This window comes from Gordonia abscondita, from assembly GCF_032711245.1.
Classification (GTDB): domain Bacteria; phylum Actinomycetota; class Actinomycetes; order Mycobacteriales; family Mycobacteriaceae; genus Gordonia.
Window position 1 is genome coordinate 1816751 of the sequence record NZ_CP128986.1, and the last position, 25075, is coordinate 1841825.

The following is a 25075-nucleotide window of genomic DNA, read 5'->3' on the forward strand; positions in this document are numbered from 1 at the left end:
CGGCCTTCCCCGCCCCGGGAACTAAACTGGGGGAAAGGTCCGTTAGGTGGGGTGGAGTGCAGACAACACCGTATATAAGGTACAACGGCATCGAACAGCGAAACATAGACCGAAGGGCTCTTAAGTGGCCGCCACTGACAGTGCTGACCCCGCCATCCGGCGACTCGTCATCGTCGAGTCTCCGACCAAAGCGCGCAAGATCGCGGGGTACCTCGGCGCGAACTACGTCGTAGAGTCGTCACGCGGGCACATCCGGGACCTGCCTCGGGGCGCCGCCGACGTGCCCGCGAAATATAAGGGGCAGCCGTGGGCGCGCCTCGGTGTGAATGTCGACGACGGGTTCGAGCCGCTCTACGTGGTCTCGGCTGACAAGAAGTCGACCGTCTCCGAACTCCGCGCGTTGATGCGCGACGTCGACGAGCTCTATCTCGCGACAGACGGCGACCGCGAGGGGGAGGCCATTGCCTGGCACCTCCTCGAGACGTTGAAGCCAAAGATCCCGGTGAAGCGCATGGTGTTCCACGAGATCACCAAGCCCGCGATCATCGCCGCCGCAGAAAACCCGCGCGACCTCGACATCGACCTCGTCGACGCGCAGGAGACCCGGCGCATCCTCGACCGTCTGTACGGGTACGAGGTGTCGCCGGTCCTGTGGAAGAAGGTGATGCCGAAGCTGTCGGCGGGACGCGTGCAGTCGGTCGCGACCCGTGTCATCGTCGAACGTGAACGCGAACGCATGGCATTCGTGTCGGCCGACTACTGGGATATCGCCGCGACGATGGACGCCGGAGCGGACGCGAAACCGCGGACCTTCTCCTCGCGCCTGGTCAACATCGGCGACGACCGGGTCGCCACCGGACGCGATTTCGGTCCGGACGGCAAGATCAAGAAGGCGACCGGCGTCACCGTGCTCGACGGCGCCCGTGCGACCGCGCTCGCCGCCGGACTCGAAGGCTCCGCCCTGACGGTGACGTCCGTCGAAGAGAAGCCGTACACACGTCGTCCGTACGCGCCGTTCATGACGTCGACGCTCCAGCAGGAGGCAGGCCGCAAACTGCGCTTCACGTCCGACCGCACGATGCGCATCGCGCAGCGGCTGTACGAGAACGGCTACATCACCTACATGCGTACCGACTCGACGACTCTGTCGGAGTCGGCGATCGACGCCGCCCGCGCACAAGCCCGCGACCTGTACGGCGACAAGTTCGTGCACTCCTCGCCGCGCCAGTACACGCGCAAGGTGAAGAACGCGCAGGAGGCGCACGAGGCGATCCGCCCCGCAGGTGAGACGTTCCGTACACCCGGCCAGGTGGCGTCCGCGCTGGACACCGACGAGTTCCGACTGTACGAACTGATCTGGCAGCGCACGGTCGCCTCACAGATGGCCGATGCCCGCGGTACCACCATGAGTTTGCGGATCGGTGGCCGCGCGGACACTGGGACAACGCCTGGCGGCGAAGCGGTCACGTTCGCGTCGTCGGGCCGCACCATCACGTTCCCGGGCTTCCTGTCAGCGTATGTGGAGAGCGTCGACGAGCAGACTTCCGACAAGTCTGACGATGCGGAAAGTCGTCTCCCGAACCTGACCGAAGGCCAGTCCCTGACGGCGTCGACGCTCGTCGCCGACGGACACTCGACCAACCCGCCCGCCCGTTACACGGAGGCCTCGCTGGTCAAGGTCCTCGAAGAGCTCGGCATCGGTCGCCCATCGACGTACGCGTCGATCATCGGCACCATCCAGGATCGCGGCTACGTGATCAAGAAGGGCAATGCGCTCGTCCCGTCATGGATCGCGTTCGCCGTCGTCGGACTGCTGGAGGGCTACTTCAACAGTCTCGTCGACTACGACTTCACCGCGTCGCTCGAAGACGACCTCGACCAGATCGCGTCCGGCGACCAGGACCGGACTCGTTGGCTCACCGAGTTCTATTTCGGCGACGAGACCGAGTCGCCCGGCGGCGACGACGCGGCGGGCGCCATCGCACGCAAGGGCGGTTTGAAGAAGCTCGTCGGCGTCAACTTGGAGGGTATTGACGCCCGTGAAGTGAACTCGATCAAACTGTTCGAGGACTCCGAAGGTCGCACCGTGTTCGTCAGAGTCGGCCGGTACGGGCCGTACCTGGAGCGTAATGTCGCGGGACCGGATGCCGAACCGGACCTCAAACGCGCCAACCTGCCGTCAGACATGACGCCGGACGAGTTGACTCTCGACGTAGCCGAGAAGCTGTTCGAGACGCCGCAGGAGGGGCGTGAACTCGGTGTTGACCCGGTGACCGGGCACCGCATCGTCGCCAAGGAAGGTCGCTTCGGTCCGTACGTCACCGAGATCCTTCCCGAAGACGAACCGGAGAGCGACGACGGATCGGCTGGCGCGCCCGTTCCGACCATCCCGGCGGGACCGACACCGCGCGACGGTGGCGTGGTCCCGACGGGCGACGCTGTCGTAGCACTCGATGAGCTACCGTCCGGTGGCGTCACGACGGTGACGTCGACGGCGAAGAAGGTCGCCAAAAAGCCAGCGAAGAAGGCCGCGAAGAAGGCTGGCCCCAAGCCGCGGACCGGCTCGCTGTTCAAGTCGATGGAGATTTCGACTGTCACGCTCGACGACGCGTTGAAACTCCTGTCGTTGCCGCGTGTGGTCGGCGTCGACCCGGAGTCGAACGAGGAGATCACAGCGCAGAACGGCCGGTACGGCCCCTACTTGAAGAAGGGGACGGACTCGCGGTCGTTGACGTCCGAAGACCAGCTCTTCGACGTCACGCTCGACGAGGCGTTGAAGATCTATGCCGAGCCCAAGCGGCGCGGGCGTGCTGCTGCCGCACCGCCTCTGCGCGAACTAGGCAAGAACGATGACGTCAGCGGCGGCGCGATGGTCATCAAGGATGGTCGCTTCGGTCCATACGTGACAGACGGCGAGACGAACGCGAGTCTGCGTAAGGGCGACGAGGTCGCCTCCATCACGCCCGAGCGCGCGATGGAACTGCTCGCCGACCGCCGAGCACGAGGACCGGCGAAGAAGGCCGCCAAGAAGACGACTGCGAAGAAGACGACCGCGAAGAAGACCGCAGCCAAGAAGACGACTGCGGCCAAGAAGACCACCGCAGCCGCCAAGAAGACGACTGCCAAGAAGACGACCGCGAAGAAGACTGCGGCTAAGAAGGCCGCGGTTAAGAAGGCCGAACCCGAAAAGTGATGCCGGGGTGAGTCCGGCAGGGTGTCGAACCTGTCGCTCGACTCAGGACAATGTCCAGTCTGACGAGGTCGGCGAGCTGACTTCGATGTCGGGGCGGGCGAGCAACGTCTCGATGCCGCGGCCGCGGAGTTCGACGCCTTCGCCGATCGTCCAGTGGGCGGCTTCGGCGTCGCTGGCGAGGAACGCTGCGCGGGCCGACCCGAGGACACGGGTCGGCTCGTCCTTTGCGAGTTCAGTGAGACGCGCAGCCTCGTTCACCGGGTCGCCGATCACCGTGTACTCCAGACGCTGCTCGGCGCCGATATGGCCGGCGACCGCCTTGCCCGCGGAGACGCCGATACCCATGTCGACGTCGCCGAGACGGCGGTCGAGTTCCACCCGCAGATCCCGTGCGGCCGCTAGCGCGGCGCCCGCGAAATCGTCCTGATCGAGCGGCGCGCCGAAGATCGCGAGCGCGGCGTCGCCCTGGAACTTGTTGACGAAACCGCCGTGGCGGCCGACGACCTCAACGACGACCTGGAAGAACTCGTTGAGTAGTTCGACCACCTCGCGCGGCGGCCGGTTGACCGCCAGACGCGTCGAACCGACGATGTCGACGAACAAGACGCCGATATAGCGTTCCTCGCCGCCCAACTCGGTACCGGTCTCGATCGCGCGGCGGGCGACGTCCTCGCCGACGTAGCGGCCGAACAGGTTGCGCAGCTCCTGACGTTCCCGAACGTCCGACACCATGTCGTTGAACCCGGCCTGCAGCGACCCGAGGTCGTTGCCGTCGTACACCTTGACAGCCACATTCAGATTGCCCGCACGGACCTGGGCGAGCGCGATCCGCAACTGTTTGATCGGATCGGTGATCGAGCCGACGAGACGGGTGATCGCGAGAAGCCCGAAGACGAGCGACGCCGACGCCATCCACAGGATCGGGCGTTGTAGGCCTTCGGCATTGGTGTCGATGAACGCCAGTCGCTGCAAGGTGATCAGCAAGATGATCACGAGCATCGGGACGGCGACGGTGACCGCCCAGAACGAACTGATCCGGGTGGTGATGCCGGGAGCGTGCACACTGTCCGGGTCGTTCGCCATCGCCGCGACCGTGATCGGACGAAGAACGCGCTCGGACTGCATGAAAGAGAGCACACCGGTCACTAGGCCACCCACGAGACTGGCGAGCGCCACCAAGGTCGCGTCCTTCCCGGACGTGTTGCTCCAATTGATCAGTGCCAGGAGGGTGCCGCCGACCGCCCACAACGCGAGGTTGGTGATGGTCAACAGTGTGGGCAGGCGGAGTGCGCGTCGGCGGGCAGCCGCGTCGTCGAGTCGAGATCGCCGCCGGTGCCAGATCAACACGGGCAGACTCAAACGAGTCACGACGTACATGCCGACGAGGACGGCGATCACCAGGTACACGGCGAACGCGATCTGGTTGGAGCCGTTGGCGTCACCGATGGAGAAAGCGTCCGCGGGCGGCATGCCCCATCGCAGGAAGGCGAAGGTGAACAGTGCGCCGATGAGGTTCGCGCGGAGCAGGTCGAGGGCAAGGATTGGCCACGGCGTATGAGCCAACCAGCGCAAGGTATGCGCGGGCCTGGCGAACCCGAAGCGTCGTGCAACCACGAAGTCCACGGTAGCCGCCTGCTTGCAATTGTTAAACGTCTTGCGATTGGCCGGTCGTCTGAACTGGGGCTTAGGCTGACATGTGTGACTAATGTCTTCGACCGCATGATCGGACAGGACGTGCTGGCAGCCGAGCTGCGGGCCGCAGCGACGTCGGCGCGGGCGGTCGCGGCACGCTTGGACGAGGCCGCCGACGGCGCGGTGTCGATGTTCGCCGACGACCCGGTCGATGACCTCCCGGTCGGCGTCCGCGAATCGATGACACATGCCTGGCTGTTCACCGGCCCGCCCGGGAGTGGCCGTTCTGTCGCGGCGACGGCGTTCGCGGCCGCTCTGCAATGTCTGGACCCCGACCAGGTCGGCTGTGGTGAATGCCGTGCCTGCACGACGACGATGGGCGGGACGCACGGCGACGTTCGGCACATCCAACCCGACGGGTTGTCGATCGCGGTCAAGCAGATCCGCGACATCGTGTCGTTGGCCGCGCGACGCCCCACGACCGGCCGCTGGCAGATCGTCGTCGTCGAAGACGCTGACCGGCTCACCGAGCACGGTGCTAACGCACTGCTGAAAGCCGTCGAGGAACCACCGGAACGGACCATCTTCCTGCTGTGCGCTCCGTCGGTGGCGCCCGAGGACATAGCGATCACGCTGCGCTCGCGGTGCAGGCACGCCGCGCTCACCGCACCCGCGAGCGACCAGATCGCGAAAGTGTTGATCGAACGCGACGGCATCGACTCCGAGTCCGCGCACTGGGCGGCGTCGGTGTCGGGCGGACACGTCGGACGGGCCAAACGTCTTGCCACCGACCCGATGTCCCGCGCCCAGCGGGAGCAGGCGTTGAGCCTCGCACGTGCGGCGACACGCGACTCGACGGCGTTCGCGGCCGCCGATCGACTCGTCAAGACGGCGATCGAGACTGCGGAAGCGATCAGTGCCGAAGCCGACGCCGCGGAGACCGACGAGCTGATGACCGCGCTAGGTGCGGGTGGAACCGGGAAAGGAACCGCCCGTCCGCCCCGAGGAACTGCGGGCGTCGTCAAAGAACTCGAGAAGCGGCAGAAGTCGCGGAAGACTCGTTTGACGCGCGACGTCCTCGACCGTGCCCTCGTAGATCTCGCCGCCTTGTTCCGCGACGCGCTGTCGCGGTCGTTGGGCGCGCAGGTGACACTCATGCATCCCGACAAAGAACACGACGTCATCGCAGGCATGGCCGGTTACGCGTCGCCGACGAAGCTCTTAGCCTGTATCGAAGCGGTCCTCGAATGCCGGGACGCCCTCGAGAAGAATGTGAAGCCGAAGTTCGCGGTCAGTGCGATGGTCGTCCGCCTCGGCGATCAGCTTGCGAGCCGGGGGTAGCGGTCAGCCGAGCTGCGGAGCCACCTTGTCGGCGACCAGCGCGAGGTGGTCCAGGTCGTGCAGGTCGAGCATCTGCAGGTAGAGGCGAGTGACGCCGATCTCGCGGTACATCTCGATCTTCGCGACGACCTCGTCGACGGTGCCTGCTGCGCCGTTCTCACGGAGTTCGGAAGGCTCCCGGCCGATCGCGTCTGCGCGTCGGGCGACGTCGGTATCGGTTTCGCCACAGCACAGCACGAGGGAAGCCGAGTAGACGAGCTCATCGCTGTCGCGGCCGACGCTCGTACAGGCAGTTCGGACGCGGTCGTACATGGCGGCGACGGTATCGCGTGGCGCGAACGGGACGTTGAACTCGTCGGCGAATCGGGCGGCCAACGCCGGAGTCCGGCGCGGACCGAGGCCGCCGATAATGATCGGCGGGCGAGGTGCCTGTGTCGGTTTGGGGAGCGCGGGCGAGTTCGCGACGGACAGGTGTCGGCCGGTGTAGTCGAACGTCTCGCCTGCCGGCGTGGTCCACAGACCGGTAACGATCTCGAGGGTGTCTTCTAGACGGTCGAAGCGTTCACCGAGACTCGGGAACGGAATGCCGTACGCCGAATGCTCGGCGTCGAACCAGCCCGCGCCGAGCCCGAGATCGATACGGCCGCCGGACATCTGGTCGGCCTGCGCGACCGAGATGGCGAGCGGGCCAGGGTGGCGGAAAGTGGCCGACGTGACGAGAGTGCCGAGGCGGATCCGCGAGGTCTGCACGGCGAGCCCGGCCAGCGTCAGCCACGCGTCAGTGGGGCCGGGGAGGCCGTCGCCGTCGCCCATCGCCAGATAGTGGTCGGACCGGAAGAAGGCGTCGTAGCCGAGTTCTTCGGTGGCACGGGCGACGGCGAGCAGGTCGTCGTACGTCGCGCCTTGCTGGGGTTCGGTGAAGATTCGAAGGTCCATGACAAGTCATGGTTCCACCAGAAGTGGCTGCCCGCTCGACGGGGCCAGCCGGGAGTCAGGCGTCGTCGGACTCTGGGTGTGCGACGTCCTCACCTTCGTGCTCGGCGAACACGTCGTCGCCGCCCGCGCCTTCGAGGACGGTGAGCTCGTTGTCGATCACCGCTGCGACCTCTTCAGCCTTATGTTTGATCTTGTCGATGAACTCGGACATGGCGGGCTCCTAGGTGCGGGGCGGACTGGTCTCACCGATTGTATGGGTGCGACGGAGCCTAAGCTGGTGAAGCCTCACCCGAATTCGAGACGCGAGGAGTTCTCACGGTGACCGAAGGAGCGTCACGCGGATCCGACCTCGCACTCGTATTCGTCGGCGGCGCCGCAGGTACAGCGTTACGGTGGCTGGCGGAGGAGGCGTGGCCTGCGCGCGACGGGCAGTGGCCGGTCGGTACGTTCGTGGTCAATATCGTCGGCGCGTTCGTGCTCGGCGTCTTACTGGAGGTGTTGGTCCGACTCGGCCCGGACGACGGAGCTCGACGAAGGTTCAGGCTCGCGGTCGGCACCGGATTTTGTGGTGCGTTCACCACGTACAGCGCGTTCGCGCTGGAGTTGAGCCTGCTCGGCAAGGGTGGGCACGTAATGCTCGCGATCGTGTACGCGCTGGTCAGTGTGTGCGCCGGCGTCGTCGCCGCGTGGGTAGGGGTGCGCGCCGCGCGTCGGGTCGTGCGTTTGCCGGGCGGTGCCGGGTGATCCCCGCGCTGGTCATCGTCGCTGGCGCGCTTGGGTCGGTGCTGCGGTTCGTCGTCGACGATGCGTCCCGACAGCGGTGGCCTGGCGCGTTTCCGGGCCCGGTGCTCGCGATCAACGTGACCGGGTCGTTGATCATCGGTGTGGTGGCTGGGGCAGTGATGTTCCACGGTGCGTCGCCGGATTGGTCTGCAGTGGTCGGCACTGGGTTCTGCGGCGGATACACCACGTTCTCGACTTCGGTGCTCGACACGGTCCGGACGGGCGGGCGCCGCGGTCTGCTGTACGCGATGCTCACTTTGGTCGGTTCGGTCGGGGCGTGCGCGATAGGTCTGGCTCTCGTCTGGTCTGTGTGATCGCCTCCTCGGTGCGATCGGGACTCACGCGAACGATGCGAGGACCGCCGGCGTCACGAACTGTTCGATGGTGTCGCGTTCATTCGGGCCTGCGGGTACGACGAGCAGGGAGACGATGACCCGGACGATCCACCGGGCCGCGGCGACGCCCGCCGGGCCGTGGTCGCCGACGAACCGGTTAGCCAATGTCTCGATCGCGGACGACGACAGCGCGAGTTCGCTTGCCAGACCTGCGCCGGCGGGAGAGAACCACGCCGACAGTGCTGGGTCGGCACGGACTTCGGTCAGCGCGAACAGGATTGCCTCGGTGAGTCGGTCGTCGGGGGCCGTCAGGTGCGCGGTCCGGTTCGCGACGGCCGCTCCGATGGTGACGGCGACCTGCTCCACGTACGCCAGTTGTAATGCGGTGCGGCTGTCGAAATGCCGGTACAGGGTGGCTCGGGAACAGCCGACGGCCGTCGCGATCTCGGACATCGAAGCGTCCGCTCCGTGCTGCGCGAAGACGTCGCCCGCGATCGCGAGGATCCGGTCTCTCGCCGCGGACCGTCGCACGCCCTGAGCCCAACCGCTGCGGTCTGGGTGACTGGTCATGGAGTAAACGGTACCGACGTCGGCCTGCGTACATAGTTGCCGTCGGCCCATTCGATACGGTCGACGTCCACCTCGAAGTCCGGGCAGCGAGCTAGCAGTTCTTCGAGTGTGACGCGGGCCTGCATGCGCGCGGCCGCCGCACCGAGGCAGTGGTGCATGCCGTGACTGAAAGCGAGAATGTTGCGGGGCTTCCGTCGTACGTCCAGACGCTCGGCGTCGGGACCGTATGTCTGCTCATCTCGATTGGCCGATCCATAGCAGAGCAGGACTTTTCGCCCGGCCGGAATGGTGGCGCCGTGCAGTTCGACGTCGCGTGTCGTGGTGCGGGCGAGTCCTTGCACCGGGGAGGTGAGGCGCAGCAGTTCGTCGATCGCGTCGGGTAGGGCGTCCGGCTCGTCGAGTAGGACGGACCGTTGATCGCGGTTGGTGGTCAGCAGTGCCGATGATCCGCCGAGCATGCCGGTCGTCGTATCGTTTCCGCCCGCGACCATGGTGAAGGCGAACGCCAGGATCGACAGGAGGCCCGCAGGGTCGGCTTGCGGATCGTCGGCGATTCCGGCGGCGACGAGGTGCGACACGGTGTCGTCGCCGGGTTCGGCGCGACGGAGTTCGATGAGTTCGGCGAAGTAGCCGGTGAGTTCGAGCACCGCGTCCGCGGCCGTGCTCATGGCGGCGGCGAGGTCGCCTCCGGGGTTGGCGCCGACGATCGCTTCGGTCCAGGAGTCGAATCGGAGACGGTCGGCTTCCGGGACGCCGAGATAGTGCGCGACCACCATGCTCGGCAACGGTTTGAACAGATCGGCTGCGATGTCGCCGCCGCCTCGTGACCGGAGCGCCTCGATGCGCTCGACGGCGAACTCGCGCACCAAAGGTTCGAGTGTCGCCACCTGGCGCGGAGTGAATCCGCGCGAGACGAGTCTGCGGAACTCGGTGTGCGCGGGCGGATCCTGCATCACCATCGGCGGATTGTCGGCGAGGCCGATCGTCGCTAATTCGCCATAGGTGACGGTGAGACCCTGCGCAGACGAGAACGTCTCCCAGTCCTTGGCGGCCGCGGTGACGTCGGCGTGGCGCGTCAACACCCAGTAATCGTCGGACGGAGCGGTGGCCGGGACCACGTGATGGGCGGGGTCGTCGCGCCGAAGCGCCGCGTACATCGTGAACGGGTCCCGCCACGTGGGTCCCGATCGCAGTGTGAAGTCCATTGACGCATTAGTATTCATGTCGCAATAGTGAGACAAAAGTATAAAAGTGTCAACCAAACTCCTCCTAACTCTCTAGTTGGTGTCATCACGGGACACCAGCTAGAGGGTTAGAGGCGATGTGGGACGGCGCCGCGCCGGAAACGAAGAATGCAGGCCAGAGGGAGTCTCTGGCCTGCATTCTTGTGGAGCCGCCTAGGAGAATCGAACTCCTGACCTATTCATTACGAGTGAATCGCTCTACCGACTGAGCTAAGGCGGCGTACTGCCTCGCGGCAGCCCGGACAATGTTACCGACTCAACGCTGCTGGGGGCAAAACGGGGGTCAGTGCGGCGGCTCCTGCTGTCGGCGCAGCGTCTCCGACGCTACGAGAGCGGCGGCGTCGGAGGTCGTCAGTGCGACGCCGAACACGTCCCGCAGGACCGTCGAGAGGTCGTCAACGCCCACCTCACGCACAGTCTGCGCACCGTCAGGTGTCACCGCCGTCAGGGTGGCGTCGTCGAGCGTGAAATGCACGTCGGCGGCGAACCGTTGGATGAACGGCCGCGTGGTGAACGGCGAACGCGGTGACGTCGACACGAAATGGCTGCCGACCCGATAGTCGATCGGAAACTGTGGATTCAACGTGAACGTGTGGCGGTCGACCCAGCCGTCCTCGCCGACATGCCAGAGGATCCAACGGTCGGTGTCGAAGAGGTCACCGACCGGCTCGGTGGTCAGGCGCAGGCGCCAGCCGTCCTGATCGACCTCGACGCCGTCACGGAACTCGATCGGTTCGAGCGGCCCGCGCCCGAACCCGACGTCGCAGAGGTACCGGTGCTCATCGATCTCGACGACGATCAACGCATGTGTCGGCGGACGAGACGATGGATCGCCGCCGAGAGTGACGCGGCCGCTCAGCGCCGTGAACTGGAATCCGATCCTCTCCAAGACCGCCGCGAACAGCGTGGCGTGCTCGAAGCAGTAGCCGCCCCGCGCCGAATCGACCAGTTTGTGCTGCAACGACCCCAGGTCCAGCGGAACGTCCCGGCCCAACATGGTCTCGAGATTTTCGAACGGGATCGACGTCGTCTGCCCGCGATGCAGAGCGACGAGCGTGTCGAGGTTCGGCGTCGGATCGCCACCGAACCCGACCCGTGAGAGATACGCGGACAGGTTCAGATCGTCTCCGTGCCACAAAGTCATACGACCATTGTGGACGTGTACTTCAGCGGGATCGACTTATTTGGTGACGCCCTCGAGTCGGGCGGCGTCGGCGACGGCTTTCGCGACGGCGGGCGCCACCCGCGGATCCAGCGGGCTCGGAACGATGTGGTCGGCGGCGAGATCGTCGCCGACGACACCGAAGATCGCTTCCGCGGCAGCGAGCTTCATCCCCTCGGTAATGCGACGGGAATCGGCGTCGAGCGCGCCGGCGAAGACGCCGGGGAAGGCGAGGACGTTGTTGATCTGATTCGGGAAGTCGCTGCGGCCGGTCGCCACGATCGACGCGTACTTCGCTGCGACGTCCGGATGAATCTCCGGGTCCGGGTTCGACAACGCGAAGACGATCGCGCCGTCGTTCATCGAGGCGATCGCCTCTTCCGCGACCGTGCCGGCCGAAACGCCGAGGAACATGTCCGCGTCGACGAGTGCTTCTGCCGGGCCGCCAGACAGCTCACGGGGATTCGACCACGACGCCAACTCTGTTTTGAACTCGTTGAGGTCGTCTCGGTGGCCGCCGATGATCCCCTTCGAGTCGAGGATCACGATGTCAGGGACGCCTGCTGCCTGCAGGATCTTCGCGCACGCGACACCGGCAGCGCCCGCGCCGGAGATCACGACCTTGAGGTCGCCGATATCCTTTCCGAGGTGAGTCAACGCGCCTTTCAGTGCGGCGAGCACGACGATCGCGGTGCCGTGCTGGTCGTCGTGCATCACCGGGCAGTCGAGAGCTTCGACGACGCGCCGCTCGATCTCGAAACACCGGGGAGCCGAAATGTCTTCGAGATTCACCGCGCCGAAGCTGGGGCGCAGCCGGATCAGCGTCTCGACGATCTCGTCGGGGTCGGTCGTGTCGAGCACGATCGGAATCGAGTTGAGTCCCGCGAACGTGCGGAACAGTGCCGACTTGCCCTCCATCACCGGCAACGACGCGCGCGGTCCGATGTCACCGAGGCCGAGGACCGCAGTGCCGTCCGAGACGACGGCGACTAGGCGATCGGTCCACGTGTACTTGTCGACGAGGTCGCGGTCGGCGGCGATCGCCCGCGACACCTGCGCGACGCCCGGCGTGTACGCGATCGAGAGGTCGCGCTGCGAGTCGATCGGCGATCGGAGCTCCACCGACAGCTTGCCGCCCTCGTGCGCGAGGAAGATCTCCTCGTTCGTGATGGGCGAGTCCGCGAGGCTAGGCCGGCTCGTCGCGCTTTCGTTCGCTGGACTGGTCACACTTGCTCCTCGATCTCCGGCATCACCGGACGTACTGGGACACGAAAATGTGCGTTCAGAGTATTTCGTGAACGACTGATGGTGTGAGATGAACCACCGTTTGTGAGTGACCTGACATTCTACTGGTGAGTACTCATGTCGCGGGTCACGGCAAAATGGATGGACGGGTCGCGTCCAGCTCCGGAATAGCCCGATTCTGCCACCGCCTGCGGCGCTGCGGTCGAGTGGGTGCCCGGTCGACGGTTCGGTGAACGCACCACACTGCCGTAGTATCCATCTTGTGTCTATGACGTATTCAGCTGCGGACCGGGTGTACGCAGACGTGAAAGAACTCATCCTCACCTGCGAGCTTCCCGGTGGCGAACTCATCAGTGAGGGCGAAATCGCCCAACGTTGCGAGGTGAGCCGCACGCCAGTCCGTGAAGCGTTCCTCCGACTGGCCGCGGAAGGCTGGATGCGGCTATACCCCAAGCGCGGCGCACTCGTAGTCCCCGTCGGCGACCAGGAGGCGCGCGAGGTCCTGGAGGCGCGCATACTCGTCGAATCGCATGCCGTGCGGTCAGTGGTCGCGATCCCGTCGACGCTCGCTGCACTCGCCGAGCGACTCGACGAGAACCGTCGTGCGCATCAACAGGTCGACCCATCCGACGCGGCCGAGTTCGCCAGACTCGACGCACAGTTTCACCAATTGATCGTCGCCGCCGACGGCAACGCGCTGCTCGGCGGCTTCTACAGGTCCCTCGGTGAGCGACAGCGACGAATGACCGCGGCACGACTACAACTCGGCGGTGCGGTCGTCGACCGCATCCACCATGACCACCGCGCACTCGCGGCAGCGATCGCCGACGGAGACGCAGACGGATTCGCCGAACTGCTGGCGACCCACCTCGCCGGAGTTCACGACGTCGAAGGAGGAATTCGATGACCACCCTGCGAAACACCGGTTGGCCCGCGGTCTGCCTCGCCGTGTTCGCGGCGGCTTGGGGCGGTAACGAGTTCACGCCGCTGCTCGTCATGTATCGCACGACGACGGACATCGCGCCGGTCGTCGTCGACGTGCTGCTGTTCACATACGTCCTTGGTATCGTCCCGGCGCTGCTGATCGGCGGACCGCTGTCGGATCGGTACGGTCGCCGTCCGCTGATGCTGCCCTCGCCGATCATCGCGGCGGTAGGTTCAGCACTGCTCGCCGCCGGATCGGACTCGGTGCCACTGCTCGTGATCGGACGCGTCGCCAGCGGTATCGCGTTGGGGTTGGCGATGGCCGTCGGCGGAAGCTGGATCAAGGAACTGTCGGATGCCGACGGCGCGAGCGTGACGGCGGGGGCGCGCCGTGCCGCGTTGAGCCTGACGGCCGGATTCGGTGTCGGTGCGGGAGTTGCGGCGATCCTCGCCCAGTGGGCGCCCTGGCCGGGACAGCTCTCGTACCTGATCAACATCGCGTTGTCCGGAATCGCGTTCGCAGCGCTGCTGCGGGCACCGGAGTCGCATGCACCGCGCGAGACGGCTCGCAGCCTCGGGCAGGACCTGCGTATCCGGTCGGCGCGGCACCCCCGGTTCTGGTTGCTCGTCGCGCCGGTCGCGCCCTGGGTGTTCGGCGCGTGCGCCGTCGCCTACGCGGTGGTCCCCGCTTTCATGACGGAGGAGACGTCGGACTGGGCGATCGCGTTCGCCGGACTGTGCTGCGTCGTCGGCCTGGCGGCGGGCTTCCTGATCCAGACGTTGGGTAAGCGACTCGATAAGCCCGGATCTCCGCGGACCGGCGTCATCGCGCTGCTCTTCGTCGCTGTCGGTCTCGCATCGGCAATCGTGGCCGCGTCGAACCATATTGTCGCGATGGCATTGATCGCGGCCGCCATCCTCGGTTGCGGTTACGGCATGGCGCTGATCTCGGGCCTGCTCGAAGTGCAGCGGATCGCCCGCCCGGACGAACTCGCCGGGCTGACCGCCGTCTTCTACGGACTCACCTATCTGGGCTTCGCTTCACCGGCGATCATCGCCGCCGTCATGGAACGCTTCGATTCCGTCGGCTACGGTGAGGCCTTCGGATTCGGCATCGCGATGGCACTGCTCGCGGCAGTCGTGATGGTGATCGGCAACCGCACGAGGATCGCGGGACCGCACACCATGAGAAGTAACGTCACCGACGTCGACTTGACGAACGAAGAGTCGGCGTCGAGCCACTGACGACCAGGAAAGACCAGCGGTGACCGGCTTCCGGTCCTTTGCGGACCAGGATCGATACCGGCCTACTCGTCGTCGTCGGGGAAACCGTTCGGGTTCTTCGACTGCCAGCGCCACGTGTCCGCGCACATATCGTCGATCGTGCGGGTCGCCGTCCACCCGAGTTCGGCGTTGGCCTTCGCCGGATCGGCCCAGTAGGCGGGCAAATCGCCGGGGCGACGCGGCACGACCTCGTACGGCACGTCGCGGCCGCTGGCACGCCCGAACGCGGCGATCACCTCGAGCACGGACACCGCCTGGCCACTCCCGAGATTCCACACCGACAGCGGCTCGTCGCCGACCGTAATCTTCTCGAGCGCGGCGAGATGCCCGGACGCGAGGTCTTCGACGTGGATGTAGTCGCGGACACCCGTGCCGTCGGGGGTGTCGTAGTCGTCCCCGAACACGGACAGCTTGTCGCGACGTCCCACCGCCACCTGCGAGACGAACGGCATCAGATTGTTGGGCAGCCCGTTGGGGTCTTCGCCGATCTCACCGCTCGCATGCGCGCCGACCGGGTTGAAATAGCGTAGTAGCGCGATGCGCCACGCGTCGTCGGCGACCGCCAGGTCGCGCAGTACCTGCTCGATCATCACCTTGGTCCACCCGTACGGGTTGGTCGCCGACGTCGGCATGTCCTCGGTGCGTTCTCGGACCGGGTTCTCGCCGTACACGGTGGCCGACGACGAGAACACGAACGTGCGCACACCGTGCTTCTCCATCGCTGCGAGGACTGAGAACGTGGTGTCGAGGTTGTTGCGGTAGTACGAAAGAGGTTTCGCGACCGACTCGCCGACCGCTTTGAAACCGGCGAAGTGGATCACGGCGTCAACCTGCTCCTCGGCGAACACCCGCTCGGTCGCGACCTCGTCGGTCAGGTCGATCGTGTACACGGTCACCGGTGAACCCGACAGGGCGACAAGCCGTTTGACGATGCTCGGCTTGGCGTTGCTGAAGTCGTCGGCGATCACGACGTCGTGCCCGGCGGCCTGGAGTGCCAGGACGGTGTGCGAGCCGATGTAGCCGGCGCCGCCGGTGACGAGAACGCGCATCAGGATCCTTCTGGGTCGAGGATGGTCTGGGTCAGTGCATACGACGCTTCCACACCGTCCTTGACGGGTGTCCACCAGCCGCTGTGATTCCGGTACCAGTCGACCGTGGCGGCCAGTCCGGATGTGAAATCGGTGTACCTGGGAGACCATCCGAGTTCGGTGCGCAGCCGCGTCGAATCGATGGCGTACCGACGGTCGTGACCTGCCCGGTCGGTCACGAAGTCGAAGGCGTCGCGCGGATGGCCCAAGGCTTCCAGAATCGATTCGACGACGGTCCGGTTGTCGACCTCGCCGTCGGCGCCGATCAGATACGTCTCACCTGGTCGTCCCCGTTCGATGATCGTCCACACCGCGTCGTTGTGGTCGTCGACGTGGATCCAGTCGCGGACGTTGCGGCCGTCGCCGTACAGCTTCGGCCGGATACCCGTCAGCACATTGGTGATCTGCCGGGGAATGAACTTCTCGACGTGCTGGTACGGCCCGTAGTTGTTGCTGCAGTTCGAGATCGTCGCGGCGATCCCGAATGAGCGGACCCACGCCCGGACCAGCAGATCGCTGCCAGCCTTCGTCGAGCTGTACGGACTTGACGGGTTGTACGCGGTCTCCTCGGTGAACCGCGCGGGATCGTCGAGGTCGAGATCGCCGTACACCTCGTCGGTACTCACATGATGGAATCGGACGCCGTGGCGGCGAACCGACTCGAGCAGTGTGTACGTGCCGACCAAGTTGGTCTGCACGAACGACGACGGGTCGGCAAGCGATTTGTCGTTGTGCGACTCTGCCGCGAAGTTCACCACTACATCCGCCGCGGCCACCAGCCGGTCGACGACACCAGTGTCGGCGATATCGCCGCGCACAACATCGACTCGATCTGCGACCGGCGCCAACGTCGACGGGTTGGCCGCATACGTGAACTTGTCGAGCACCGTGATCGACGTCTCCGGTCGGGTGTCGAGGGTGCGCAGCACGAAGTTCGCGCCGATGAAACCGGCGCCGCCCGTCACCAGGACTCGCATGACACTCCTTAGTCGTGTGGGCCTCGACTGGGTTCGATGGACAGAGGGTTCGACAGCCGGACGGCTCGACCAGCAGGGTCTCGTTCGATGTCGGGGGACCTCGAACGACTCTACCGATAGGGTTGCCTCATGCGCGGAATCATCCTCGCGGGCGGCACCGGCTCGCGACTGCACCCGATTACACAGGGCGTGAGCAAACAGCTGGTCCCGGTGTACGACAAGCCGATGATCTACTATCCGCTGTCGACGTTGATGCTCGCGGGTGTCCGCGAGGTGCTGGTGGTGACCGCTCCGCATGATCGCGCATCGTTCGAGTATCTGCTCGGCGACGGCGCGCAGTTCGGCGTCCACATCACGTACGCAGTCCAACCCGAACCGGAAGGGCTGGCGCAGGCGTTCGTGCTGGGCGCCGACCACATTGGTGACGATACGGCGGCGCTCGTCCTGGGTGACAACATCTTCTACGGACCCGGCCTCGGCAACCAGCTGCGCGGTTACGGAGACGTCGACGGCGGCGCGATCTTCGCCTACCGTGTCGCCGACCCGACGGCGTACGGCGTCGTCGAGTTCGACGACGCCGGCCGAGCGATCGCGCTGGAGGAGAAGCCTGCCCGGCCGACATCGCGGTACGCGGTACCCGGCCTCTACTTCTACGACAACGATGTCGTTGAGATCGCGTCGCGCCTGCGCCCGTCGGCGCGGGGCGAATACGAGATCACCGACGTCAACGCCGAGTACCTGCGACGCGACAAGCTGCATGTCACTGTGTTGCAGCGAGGCACGGCCTGGCTGGACACCGGCACCTTCGATTCGCTCCTCGATGCGAGCAATTTCGTCCGTACCGTCGAGCAGCGGCAGGGGCTCAAGATCGCGGTGCCCGAGGAGATCGCGTGGCGGCTCGGCTATATCGACGACGCGCAGCTGCGCGATCTCGCCCAACCGCTCCTCAAATCCGGTTATGGCGCCTACCTCTTTGACTTGCTCGACCGCGGACGGGAGCTGTGATGCGGGTTCGACCGCTGAGCATCGACGGCGCGTGGGAGTTCACCCCCGTCCAGCACGGCGACGACCGCGGTGTCTTCCTCGAAGCGTTCAAGGCCGATGTGCTCGCCGAGACTATCGGCCACCGATTCGACCTCGCGCAGGTGAACACGTCAGTGTCGGCGGCCGGTGCCCTGCGCGGTATCCATTTCGCCGATGTCCCGCCCGGTCAGGCCAAATACGTGACGTGCACGGTCGGCGCGATCGTCGACGTCATCGTCGACATCCGTGTCGGATCGCCGACCTTCGGGACGTGGGACGCAGTGCTCCTCGATGATGTCGACCGCAGGGCCGTCTACCTCGCCGAAGGGCTCGGGCACGGATTCTGCTCCCTGCAGGACGGCTCGACCGTCACCTACCTGTGCTCCACCGGATACAACCCGACGGCCGAACACGGGGTGAACCCGCTCGACGATGAGTTGGGCATCGACTGGCCGACCGTCGGCCGGGACGGTGCGCCGCTGCACTACGAACTGTCCGGGAAGGACACCGCCGCACCGTCGTTGGCGCAGGGGCGGGCGGACGGGCTGCTGCCGGCATTTCCAGCACGCATACGGTAGCTACTCGGCGCGAATGGCTGATTCTCGTCGATTACGTGTTAGTAATTCTCGCGCGTGCGTCTACAGCGTCGGATAACGCGGCAGGTCCGGTGTGAACAGCCAGTCCCGCCAGAGATCTTTCAGCGACTCCGACGTGAATGTCGACGCTAGCGCGATGAAGTCTTCGGTGGTCGCGCACTGGTACCGGTACTTGTCGGTCCACCGTCGCAGCAGTGCGAAGAACTCGCCGTCGCCCAGCCGGAGACGCAGAGCGTGCAGCGTGAGAGCTCCGCGTTTGTAGACCCAGTCGTCGAACATGGCGCGGGGGCCGGGATCGGCGAGCGGTGTGGTGAACCTCGTCTGCTGCAGTTTCTCGTAGTAGTGGCGTCCCCACTCGTCGGCCGACCGGCCACCGCTGTGCTGACTCCACAGCCATTCGGCGTAGCAGGCGAAACCCTCGTGCAGCCAGATGTCGCGCCATCGGGCGCCGGTCACCGAATTCCCGAACCACTGATGAGCCAGTTCGTGGGCGACGAGCCGCTCATGGTCGAGGGAACCGTCGCAGTGATTGGCTCCGAAGGTCGAGAAACTCTGCGCTTCCAACGGGATGTCCAACTCGTCTTCGGTGACCACGGCCGTGTACTGCGGGAACGGGTAGGGGCCGAACATCTCGGTGAACGCGCCGACCATCTGCACCTGGTGCGCGAAGCTCACGTCGAAGCGTTTCGACAGCGACGGCGGGACCAGAGCGTGCACCGGTACCGGCGACGTCGCCAGGGTTCGATGCTCGTACTGGCCGATCTGAATGGACGCCAGATACGTCGACATCGGCTCCACCTGGTCGTACGTCCACGTCGTCTGCGCGGCGCGCCGCTGCTTGGACGCGAGCCGCCCGTTCGCGAGCACGTAGTACGGGCTGTCGGTGGTGACCTCGATGTGGAAGGACGCCTTCGCCTCGGGATGGTCGTCGCACGGGAACCACGACGGGGCGCCGTCCGGCTGGTTCGCGCACAGCGCTCCATTGTCGAGTTCCTCCCAACCGACGTCGCCGAACGGTCCGCGGACCGGCCTGGGTGTGCCGCCATAGCGGATGAGAATCGACATGACTCCGCCGGGCAGGATCGGCGATCCCGGGGTGATCGATAGCTTGCCGCCGCGATGCGAGTGACGGGCCCGGGAACCGTTCACCGTCACCCGGTCGACGCGCATCGACGTCGCGAGGTCGAGGGCGAACCGCGTCAACTCCTGGTACGAGGTGGCGGAGATCGTCGCCGTACCGGACAGGCGATTGCTGGCGACGCGATAGCCGAGTTCGAGAGCGTATCGCGAGATCCGGTAGCCGAGATTGCCGCTGTGCGGCATGTACGGGTCGAGTTCGTGATGACCGCCCGGCAACGTCGGTTCCTGCGTATTCCGTTTACTCGGCACTACCTCTCCGTCTGTTGTTCGCGATACGAGCCAACCCTACCGGCGTCGCCGGCGCGGGAACTCGCGTGATCACGGTGTCCACGGCGCGATCGGGTTGCCCTGCCACACGGTGTGGTCCGGGACGACGTCGCCGCGCATCACCAGCGACGCCGGGCCGATTGTCGCCGACTCGCCGACACCCGACGCCGGGAGCGCGACGCAGTGCGGTCCGAGGGTCGCGCCCGCACCGATTCGGACGTGGTCGATCGCCATCACCCGGTCATGGAACAGGTGGGTCTGGACCACGCAGCCGCGCTGCACGTTGGAACCGTCGCCGAGTTCGACTAGGTCCGCTTCGGGAAGCCAGTACGACTCGCACCACACGCCCCTGCCGATCGTCGCACCCAACGACCGCAGCCACAAAGTGAGGGCCGGGGTGCCGGTCGCGGCGTTCGCGAACCACGGTGCGGCCACTGTCTCGACGAACGCGTCCGACAGTTCGTTTCGCCACACGAACGAACTCCACAGCGGATGCTCGGATGGTCGGATCGGTCCGACGACCGTCCACTTCGCCACGCATGCCACCGCGCCGGCGCCCGCGCCCGCAGCCAACAGGATCAGGCCACTTAGGAACGCCGCCGCGATCACCCCCCATTTGTCGGCGGCGATCTGCATCGCGAACAGCACGCACACGCCGATACCGAACGACACCATGACCGCGGTGAGCCGCAGCGTCTCGACGGTCGCTCGCGCGACCTTCACGCCGAAGGTTGGCGCGAAGGTGCGCGCGGAATCGGTTGCGGCTGCCGTGCGCCGCAACCGGACGGGTGGGCTGCCCAACCAACTCGACCCGTTCTTCGCCTTCGACGGCGCGGCCGACAGCACGGCGACGAGTCCGTTCTTGGGGACTTTGCGGTCCGGGGCGATCATGCCGGAGTTGCCGAGGAACGCGCGTTTGCCGATCTTCGCCTCACCGACCCGCATCCAGCCGCCGCCCAACTCGTACGACGCGACGAGCGTGTCGTCGGCGAGGAAAGAGTCGTCGCCGACAGTCGTGAACTTCGGGACCACCAGCGCCGTCGAGATCTCGGCTCCTGTGCCGATCGACGCGCCCAACGCCCGGAACCACCATGGCGTCAACAGGCTCGCATACAGCGGGAACAGGTACGTTCGGGCTGCGTCCATCATGCGTTCGGTCGCCCACACCTGCCATCCGATGCGGGAACGGACGGGGTGCGTTCCAGCCGTCATCCGGATCGACGCCAAGCGAACCCCGATCAGGGTGAGCAGCGCGAACACACCCATCGCGGCCAGTGCGCCGACGGGTGCGAGCGCGAGCATCCGCCACGTCGCGGTGCGTAGACGGTCGGCGGAGACGGCCCAGCTGCCCGCGACGGCGAGACCGGCGGCCAGCGAGATCAGCGGGACTGCCGAGATTGCGAGTGCAGTGCCCCCGTAGACGGCTACCCACCACCGGCGCGTCTTCGGGCGCTCCGACGGCCACGTCGGTTTGGCCTTGCCGAGTTTCATCGCGGGGGAACCTCCCCAGCGTTGCCGGGCTTTCACCTTGCCCGTCACCCCGGAGCCGGGGTCGACGATCGCGTCGCGGCCGACGACGGCGCCGGGGAATAGCGTCGACCGGCTGCCGACGACAGCGCCCGGCTTCACAGTGATCTCGCCGATGATCAGGATGTCGCCGTCGAGCCACCAACCCGCGAGGTCGACTTCGGGCTCGATGGCAGCTCCGTCGCCGATCCGCAGCAGGCCGGTGACCGGTGGCAGCGAGTGCAGGTCGACATCGTCGCCGATCCGTGCGCCGAGAGCCCGCGCGAGGGTTGGCATCCACGGTGCGCCCGACAGGTTGTGTGCGCCGCTCGCCGCCATCAGACGTTCGGCGATCCAGAGGCGGATGTGAACGCCGCCGCCGCGCGGATAGTGTCCGGCGGTGACCCCGTTCAGGAGTAGGCGTGCACCGACTGCGGCGATCGTCATGCGGCCGAGCGGTGTCACGAACACACCGAACGCGACGAGCAGCGCCCACCAGTTCACGTCGATGAGCCACGGGGCGTCGTAGCCGAGCCTGCCGGCCGCCCAGTCGGCGACGTTGTTCGCCACCCCGAGCCAGGTGACCCATTGGATGCCGGTCAGCGTGGCGAGCGGAACCGATGCGACGGTCTGCGCGAGACCGGTCGAGAACGGGACGGGCTTCACTTCGCGAGGTTCGACGGCTGCCGTCGGGTCGAGGGCGTCGAGCATCTCCGCCAGCGAACCGAGTCGCGGGTGGTCGTAGAGGGCGGCGACGGTGATCTCCGGGTACCGGCTCCGCAATGCGGTGACCAGTTGGGCAGCCGATAGCGACCCGCCGCCCTCGGCGAAGAAGTCGGCCGTGGAGCTCGATACGTCGACGCCGAGGACCGCGGACCACTGCTGCGCGAGCCAGCCCTCGGTGCCGGACAGGTTGGACGGTTCGTCGCTGGAGTCGGTTCCCGGGACGGGCCAGGGGAGGGCGTCTCGGTCCACTTTCCCGGAGGTGCGGGTAGGTAGCTCGTCCATCAGGACCAGTCGCGGAACGAGGGCTGCGGGCAGTTCGGCGCGCAACGCGGCCCGCGCTTCTGCGACGTCGAAGTCGGGGTCGGTGGACGCGAGGTAGCCGACCAGAAACGCGTTGCCAGACTCGGTGGTGCGGACGGCGACTGCCGCGCCGCTGACGCCGGCGACCCGCTGCAGGGCGTTGTCGATTTCGCCGAGCTCGATGCGGCGCCCGCCGATCTTCACTTGGTCGTCGGCGCGGCCGACGAACAGTAGTCCGGCGCTGTCGAGGGTGACGATGTCGCCGCTGCGGTAGGCGCGATCCCAACCGAGTGCCGGTGCCGGAGCGTACTTCTCGGCGTCCTTGGCTGGATCGAGGTAGCGAGCCAGGCCGACGCCGCCGATCACGAGTTCGCCGGACTCGCCGTCTGCGACGGGTTGACCGTTCGGGTCGACGACCGCCAGATCCCAGCCGATCAACGGCAGACCGATCCGGACGGGCTCCCCGCGGCGGAGTGGGGCGGCGCACGCGACGACGGTCGCCTCCGTCGGGCCGTAGGTATTCCATACTTCGCGGTCGTCGGTGGCGAGGCGGTCGGCGAGCTCGGGCGGGCACGCTTCGCCGCCGAAGATCAGGAGTCGCACCATCTCGAGGGCTTCGGCCGGCCACATCGACGCGAGCGTCGGCACCGTCGACACCACGTTGATGTCGCGTTTCACCAGCCACGGACCCAGATCCATGCCGGAGCGCACCAGCGCACGCGGTGCGGGCACGAGGCAGGCTCCGCTGCGCCACGCCAGCCACATCTCTTCGCATGACGCGTCGAACGCGACCGACAGTCCGGCGAGCACGCGGTCGCCAGGGCCCAGCGGCGCGTCCTGGAGGAACAGGGCGGCTTCGGCGTCGACGAACGCGGCGGCGTTTCGGTGGGTCACCGCGACGCCTTTCGGCTTCCCCGTCGACCCCGAGGTGAAGATGATCCACGCGTCGTCGGACGAGGTCGCGGGTGAGGTGCCGACCGGAATGGCTGGCGCGTCGGGCTGCGGTGTCGCTACGCGGTCCGTCTGCGGGTGAATTCCGTTGGCGTCGATGATCGCGTCGACATCGGCTTCCCCGAACACCAGGCGGGCGCGCTCGTCGGGATCGTCCGCGTCGACGGGAACGTATGCGGCGCCCGCCCAGAGTGTCGCCAGGATCGCGAGGTAGAGGTCGCGGCTGCCCGACGGCATGCGGATACCTACCCGGTGGCCGCGGCCGACGCCGATCGCGGACAGTCTGCCGCTCACGCGACGGATCAGCGCGATCAGTTCTGAATACGTCACGATCGCGTCGGAGTCGTCGATGGCGGGCGCGTCCGGATGAGTCCTCGCAGTCTCTGCGAGGATGTCGCAGAGGGTGCGAGGCAGGGGTGCCCGATCGGCGAGCAGATAGGCCGCGGGTATCGGCACGGGGAAGTCCTCCGGTGATCGGTCGAACTGTTACGTATCGGACGCGGGCGCGGCACGACAGGCTAATGATGCCTCAGCGTCGGCTCCCTCGCAGCGCGGCGAAGTCGGCGGCGGTCGTATGGTGAGAACCGACACTCGAACAGCGGCGGTTAACCGCCGGAAGAGGAGACGACGACGTATGGCGCGCAGCAGTGTGGACGAACTGTTCGGATTCGCGGGACTGCTCGACGACGACGAGCGATCCATCGTCGACACCGTCGCCGCGTTCGGAGCCAAACGTCTGCGCCCGCACGTGGCGGGGTGGTTCGAGGACGGCACACTCCCGGTCCGTGAGCTCGCCCTCGAACTCGGTGAAATGGGCCTGTTCGGTATGCATCTGGAGGGCTACGGCTGCGCGGGGACGTCGGCCACCGCGTACGGGTTGGCGTGCATGGAGGCCGAAGCGGTCGACAGCGGTCTGCGCAGCTTCATCTCGGTGCAAGGCTCGCTGTCGATGTTCGCGATCCACGCGTTCGGCAGCGACGAGCAGAAGGACCAGTGGCTGCCCGCGATGGCACGCGGTGAGGCGATCGGCTGTTTCGGACTCACCGAACCCGACTTCGGATCCAACCCGGCGGGCATGCGCACCACCGCACGCCGCGACGGTGACGACTGGATCCTCAACGGCGCCAAGATGTGGATCACCAACGGCAGTGTCGCCGATGTCGCTGTCGTATGGGCACAGACCAACCCCGCTGACCCGCGCGGCATTCGAGGGTTCGTCGTGCCCACCGACGTTCCGGGGTTCTCGGCTAACGAGATCAAGCACAAGATGTCGTTGCGCGCCTCGGTGACCGGTGAACTCGTCCTGGACGACGTCCGGTTGCCCGCCGACGCGGTACTGCCGGGTGTCGAAGGCCTCCGCGGCCCGCTCAGCTGCCTCAACGAAGCGCGTTTCGGCATCGTGTTCGGTGCGGTCGGCGCCGCGCGCGACAGCCTCGAGACGGCGCTCCGGTACGCCGACGAACGCGAAGTGTTCGACAAGCCGCTCGGCGGATTCCAACTCACCCAAGCGAAACTCGCCGATATGGCACTGGAAGTCGGCAAGGCGTTCCTGCTCGCCGTCCATCTCGGGCGGATGAAGGACGCCGGGACGATCCGTCCCGAACAGATCAGTCTCGGCAAGCTCAACAACGTCCGGGAGGCGATCGCCATCGCCCGCGAATGTCGGACGATTCTCGGCGCCAACGGGATTACGCTCGAATACCCGGTGATCCGCCACGCGAACAACCTGGAGTCGGTCCTCACCTACGAGGGCACCAGCGAGATGCATCAGTTGATGATCGGCAAGGCGCTCACCGGTTTTGACGCCTTCCGCTGACGCGTCGCCGCCAGAAACCCACATCGAAGGAGAAGC

General features: G+C 66.4%; 20 protein-coding genes and 1 tRNA gene. 9 read left to right on the forward strand and 12 right to left on the reverse strand.

Going from position 1 to position 25075, the window contains the following annotated elements:
- Nucleotides 1-124: 124 nt before the first annotated feature.
- Nucleotides 125-3193 (forward strand): type I DNA topoisomerase, encoded by a 3069-nt coding sequence (gene topA, locus MP11Mi_RS08560; RefSeq protein WP_420041856.1) that lies wholly within the window; start codon nucleotides 125-127, stop codon nucleotides 3191-3193.
- 42 nt (nucleotides 3194-3235) lie between these two features.
- Here topA and MP11Mi_RS08565 read toward each other — a convergent pair whose 3' ends face one another.
- Nucleotides 3236-4807 carry an adenylate/guanylate cyclase domain-containing protein gene (locus tag MP11Mi_RS08565; protein ID WP_420041857.1) on the reverse strand — a complete coding sequence of 524 codons (1572 nt, stop codon included), beginning with the start codon at nucleotides 4805-4807 and terminating at the stop codon, nucleotides 3236-3238.
- Nucleotides 4808-4891: 84 nt separating this feature from the next.
- Here MP11Mi_RS08565 and MP11Mi_RS08570 point away from each other — a divergent pair, with 84 nt between their 5' ends.
- Nucleotides 4892-6166 carry a DNA polymerase III subunit delta' gene (locus tag MP11Mi_RS08570; protein ID WP_420041858.1) on the forward strand — a complete coding sequence of 425 codons (1275 nt, stop codon included), beginning with the start codon at nucleotides 4892-4894 and terminating at the stop codon, nucleotides 6164-6166.
- Between the two features lie 3 nt (nucleotides 6167-6169).
- On the opposite strand, the gene MP11Mi_RS08575 is transcribed toward MP11Mi_RS08570, so the two are convergent.
- Entirely contained in the window at nucleotides 6170-7102 is a 933-nt protein-coding gene (locus tag MP11Mi_RS08575) for an LLM class F420-dependent oxidoreductase (RefSeq protein WP_420041859.1), read from the reverse strand.
- A 55-nt stretch (nucleotides 7103-7157) separates the two neighbouring features.
- Nucleotides 7158-7313: a hypothetical protein gene (locus MP11Mi_RS08580; protein ID WP_420041860.1), complete on the reverse strand. Its 156-nt coding sequence runs from the start codon at nucleotides 7311-7313 to the stop codon at nucleotides 7158-7160.
- A gap of 107 nt (nucleotides 7314-7420) precedes the next feature.
- Here MP11Mi_RS08580 and crcB point away from each other — a divergent pair, with 107 nt between their 5' ends.
- The gene (crcB, locus tag MP11Mi_RS08585; protein ID WP_420041861.1) at nucleotides 7421-7846 is read left to right on the forward strand and encodes a fluoride efflux transporter CrcB; all 426 of its coding nucleotides are present in this window, start codon (nucleotides 7421-7423) and stop codon (nucleotides 7844-7846) included.
- A complete protein-coding gene (locus MP11Mi_RS08590; RefSeq protein WP_420041862.1) occupies nucleotides 7843-8199 on the forward strand; it encodes a fluoride efflux transporter FluC in 357 nt (118 codons plus the stop codon). Before crcB ends, MP11Mi_RS08590 begins: the two co-directional genes overlap by 4 nt.
- A 24-nt stretch (nucleotides 8200-8223) precedes the next feature.
- Here MP11Mi_RS08590 and MP11Mi_RS08595 read toward each other — a convergent pair whose 3' ends face one another.
- From MP11Mi_RS08595 to MP11Mi_RS08615, 5 genes are all read right to left on the reverse strand, one after another.
- Nucleotides 8224-8790, reverse strand: coding sequence for a TetR/AcrR family transcriptional regulator (locus tag MP11Mi_RS08595; RefSeq protein WP_420041863.1), 567 nt, complete (start codon nucleotides 8788-8790; stop codon nucleotides 8224-8226).
- Nucleotides 8787-9995, reverse strand: a complete 1209-nt coding sequence (locus tag MP11Mi_RS08600; RefSeq protein WP_420712857.1) for a cytochrome P450 — start codon at nucleotides 9993-9995, stop codon at nucleotides 8787-8789. The genes MP11Mi_RS08595 and MP11Mi_RS08600 overlap by 4 nt, the downstream gene beginning before the upstream one ends.
- Nucleotides 9996-10178: 183 nt before the next feature.
- Nucleotides 10179-10254 (reverse strand) — tRNA-Thr (locus MP11Mi_RS08605).
- Between the two features lie 63 nt (nucleotides 10255-10317).
- On the reverse strand, nucleotides 10318-11178 hold the full coding sequence (locus MP11Mi_RS08610) for an arylamine N-acetyltransferase family protein (protein ID WP_420041865.1): 861 nt from the start codon (nucleotides 11176-11178) through the stop codon (nucleotides 10318-10320).
- A 36-nt stretch (nucleotides 11179-11214) separates the two neighbouring features.
- Entirely contained in the window at nucleotides 11215-12423 is a 1209-nt protein-coding gene (locus tag MP11Mi_RS08615) for an NAD(P)-dependent malic enzyme (protein ID WP_420041866.1), read from the reverse strand.
- 286 nt (nucleotides 12424-12709) lie between these two features.
- On the opposite strand from MP11Mi_RS08615, the gene MP11Mi_RS08620 reads away from it, so the two are divergent.
- Nucleotides 12710-13348, forward strand: coding sequence for a GntR family transcriptional regulator (locus tag MP11Mi_RS08620; protein WP_420041867.1), 639 nt, complete (start codon nucleotides 12710-12712; stop codon nucleotides 13346-13348).
- Entirely contained in the window at nucleotides 13345-14610 is a 1266-nt protein-coding gene (locus MP11Mi_RS08625; protein WP_420041868.1) for an MFS transporter, read from the forward strand. The genes MP11Mi_RS08620 and MP11Mi_RS08625 overlap by 4 nt, the downstream gene beginning before the upstream one ends.
- 62 nt (nucleotides 14611-14672) lie before the next feature.
- Here the strand turns inward: MP11Mi_RS08625 and galE are convergent, their stop codons facing one another.
- Both galE and rfbB read right to left on the reverse strand, forming a co-directional pair.
- Nucleotides 14673-15698, reverse strand: a complete 1026-nt coding sequence (gene galE / locus MP11Mi_RS08630) for a UDP-glucose 4-epimerase GalE (protein WP_420041869.1) — start codon at nucleotides 15696-15698, stop codon at nucleotides 14673-14675.
- Nucleotides 15698-16714: a dTDP-glucose 4,6-dehydratase gene (gene rfbB / locus MP11Mi_RS08635; RefSeq protein ID WP_420041870.1), complete on the reverse strand. Its 1017-nt coding sequence runs from the start codon at nucleotides 16712-16714 to the stop codon at nucleotides 15698-15700. The genes galE and rfbB overlap by 1 nt, the downstream gene beginning before the upstream one ends.
- A 129-nt stretch (nucleotides 16715-16843) precedes the next feature.
- Here rfbB and rfbA point away from each other — a divergent pair, with 129 nt between their 5' ends.
- Together rfbA and MP11Mi_RS08645 are read left to right on the forward strand one after the other, a co-directional pair.
- Nucleotides 16844-17719, forward strand: a complete 876-nt coding sequence (gene rfbA, locus MP11Mi_RS08640) for a glucose-1-phosphate thymidylyltransferase RfbA (protein WP_420041871.1) — start codon at nucleotides 16844-16846, stop codon at nucleotides 17717-17719.
- Complete coding sequence (locus tag MP11Mi_RS08645; RefSeq protein WP_420041872.1) at nucleotides 17719-18315, forward strand: dTDP-4-dehydrorhamnose 3,5-epimerase family protein; 597 nt, start codon at nucleotides 17719-17721, stop codon at nucleotides 18313-18315. Before rfbA ends, MP11Mi_RS08645 begins: the two co-directional genes overlap by 1 nt.
- Before the next feature lie 60 nt (nucleotides 18316-18375).
- On the opposite strand, the gene MP11Mi_RS08650 is transcribed toward MP11Mi_RS08645, so the two are convergent.
- Nucleotides 18376-19656 (reverse strand): M1 family metallopeptidase, encoded by a 1281-nt coding sequence (locus tag MP11Mi_RS08650; protein WP_420042047.1) that lies wholly within the window; start codon nucleotides 19654-19656, stop codon nucleotides 18376-18378.
- Between the two features lie 135 nt (nucleotides 19657-19791).
- On the reverse strand, nucleotides 19792-23679 hold the full coding sequence (locus MP11Mi_RS08655) for a Pls/PosA family non-ribosomal peptide synthetase (protein ID WP_420041873.1): 3888 nt from the start codon (nucleotides 23677-23679) through the stop codon (nucleotides 19792-19794).
- 178 nt (nucleotides 23680-23857) lie between these two features.
- Here MP11Mi_RS08655 and MP11Mi_RS08660 point away from each other — a divergent pair, with 178 nt between their 5' ends.
- Nucleotides 23858-25039 carry an acyl-CoA dehydrogenase family protein gene (locus MP11Mi_RS08660; protein ID WP_420041875.1) on the forward strand — a complete coding sequence of 394 codons (1182 nt, stop codon included), beginning with the start codon at nucleotides 23858-23860 and terminating at the stop codon, nucleotides 25037-25039.
- The last annotated feature ends 36 nt before the right edge of the window (nucleotides 25040-25075 follow it).